At 31.9% G+C, this 2,024-nt stretch carries 3 protein-coding genes; 2 read left to right on the top strand and 1 reads right to left on the bottom strand.

Translation table 11 applies throughout. The features are described 5' to 3' along the window. On the bottom strand, positions 1–240 hold a 240-nt coding region (locus tag SOY52_RS04310), incomplete at its 3' end, for a serine dehydratase beta chain (RefSeq protein ID WP_320847750.1). Positions 241–292: 52 nt separating this feature from the next. Here SOY52_RS04310 and SOY52_RS04305 point away from each other — a divergent pair. Together SOY52_RS04305 and SOY52_RS04300 are read left to right on the top strand one after the other, a co-directional pair. Next, positions 293–1,768: a hypothetical protein gene (locus SOY52_RS04305; RefSeq protein WP_320847749.1), complete on the top strand. Its 1,476-nt coding sequence runs from the start codon at positions 293–295 to the stop codon at positions 1,766–1,768. A gap of 15 nt (positions 1,769–1,783) precedes the next feature. Then, positions 1,784–2,024 (top strand): hypothetical protein (locus SOY52_RS04300; RefSeq protein ID WP_320847748.1); only part of this gene is annotated, 241 nt, incomplete at its 3' end.

Here is a 2,024-nt window from a genome sequence, read left to right as displayed (position 1 = left end):
AAATACATCTGGATACCATAAAATATTTACACTCTTTCCATGCTTTTCAAATACTTGTCTTATTGCTGTATCTGTTAAGTGACCTTTTCCTGTAGCTGCAAGTGAGCCATATAGCTCTGCTTGATAAGTTATTGCATCAGGGCATACTGAAATAAACATTTCAGTTGCAGCTCGTGGTCCCATTGTATGAGAAGACGAAGGGCCATATCCAATTCTAAATAATTCCCTTAAAGATTCCATATCCTAATGATACATTATTATATTTTCTCACTTCAATCGTTATAATAGTAATATGAAAAGGTTATTATCTATACTTATTGTTTTACTATCAGCAATGTGCATGTTAAGTGCCATTACATTTTCAGACTATAACAATCGTAAATCATGGATTCCAGAAACCCTATGCATAGGAATGGGAAATGATAAATGGGCAATTGGTACTATTTCTTATAATATGGATGACCAGCTTACTTTTTCAGAACATATATATATAGAAGCACCTGTTTGGACATTAAATGTTAACATGCTTAGTATTACTAACAGAGGCTGGAGAGAAGGATGGTCTGTTTCAGATGTAACATTACCTTCCACAAATCCACTCTTTTCAGGACGATACGATGTAACACAAGTTTTATTTGGTCTTCCTCTTAGTTTATTTAACAATAGTAAATTCTACCTTTATTCAAAACCTGAAGTAGGATTATCATTTATTGGTAATCAACACTATGATGTACTACAAAATACTCTTCATAAAATAATAAAAGCGGCTCCTTTAGAGGTTGATTACGAAAAAGGAAATTATATTAAACCTACTATAAATTTATTTTTTGAAGCAGGTGGAAATCTTTTCGATGTAGGAGACAATAAATTTATCCTAGCAGCAAGAGCTGATTTCTATAATACGCTTAACTTTGCTTCAAAGGAAATTATTTATGGTTCTATTGGACTAATTAAGCAAAATTCAGATATCCTCACATTAAGTTTAGGGTATTCATTTATACAATCTTACTCAGATTACAAAACACAAAGTGTTTACCATGAATATCTTAAAGGCATGATATTCTCTCTATCAATTAACTCAGGTTTTTTGCGTATCGATTATACAGCACGCTTAAATACAGGATTTGGTTTTGGAGTAATAAGTATTGATGTCTTATCACTCTTTAAAGAACCATCTTGGCAAAAATCAAATTTATTTCTTACATTAGGAACCTCCTCGCAGCTTAATTGTACTTTTTATAATATTAAGCTAGGTCATCCTTTTACAGATTCAAATTGGTCTTTGGTTGTATCAACTAGATTCTTATCAGGGAACCCTTCTTTCAAAGATTGGGAAACTACAATGGATCCAAAGGATTGGCCAAGATATAAACGTTCATATTCAGCTTTTCTTGTTGGTAGTAGATATGAATTTAATACCAAAGAGCTTATAGTAAAACCTTATAGTGAAATTACCCTTGGAATGATGACATGGGAAGTTAGAGAGCTGAGAAATATGATGACAGATAATGATATTCACTCTATCGTAAACCCAAAGTTATTCTCATTCGCTTTAGATTTAGAACTAGGTTTAAAGTTTATTCCATCAGGAGCATTAAAGAGTGGAAATTCTGAGTTCCAGTTTATTATTTTTTCTGGTTTTACAGCTATTCATAACTCAAAAAAGGTAATTTCATATTTATATGATACAACACAAGACAGTGAGAAAATTTCTACAATAATTCCACGTTGGGGCTTTGGTATTGAAATAGGATTTGATTTAACTTAACTTAAGTTAATATTTATGAAGAGGTGTGTATTATTTTTCTTATTTCTATACATAGCACTTTTTTCACTCTGTGCTACATCATTATGGATTCCTAACTCGTTAAATGTAGGTATGGGAAATGATATGTGGTCTATAGGATCAATTACCTACAATATGGATGACCAATTAACCTTTTCAAGTCACGTTTCTTTAAGTGCCCCTATTTGGAAAATGAATTTAGATATGCTTGCATTCACAAATAGAGGATGGCAAGAGG

It is taken from the genome of Bullifex sp. (assembly GCF_034103065.1).
In the GTDB taxonomy this organism is placed as follows: Bacteria; Spirochaetota; Spirochaetia; order Sphaerochaetales; family Sphaerochaetaceae; genus Bullifex.
The sequence above is the reverse complement of the archived record's forward strand: the minus strand, read 5'-3'. Positions and strand labels throughout refer to the sequence as shown.

Excerpts from the sequence above, each read along its gene's own strand:
- SOY52_RS04305 (WP_320847749.1), top strand. The coding sequence starts at position 293 with ATGAAAAGGTTATTATCTATACTTATTGTTTTACTATCAGCAATGTGC.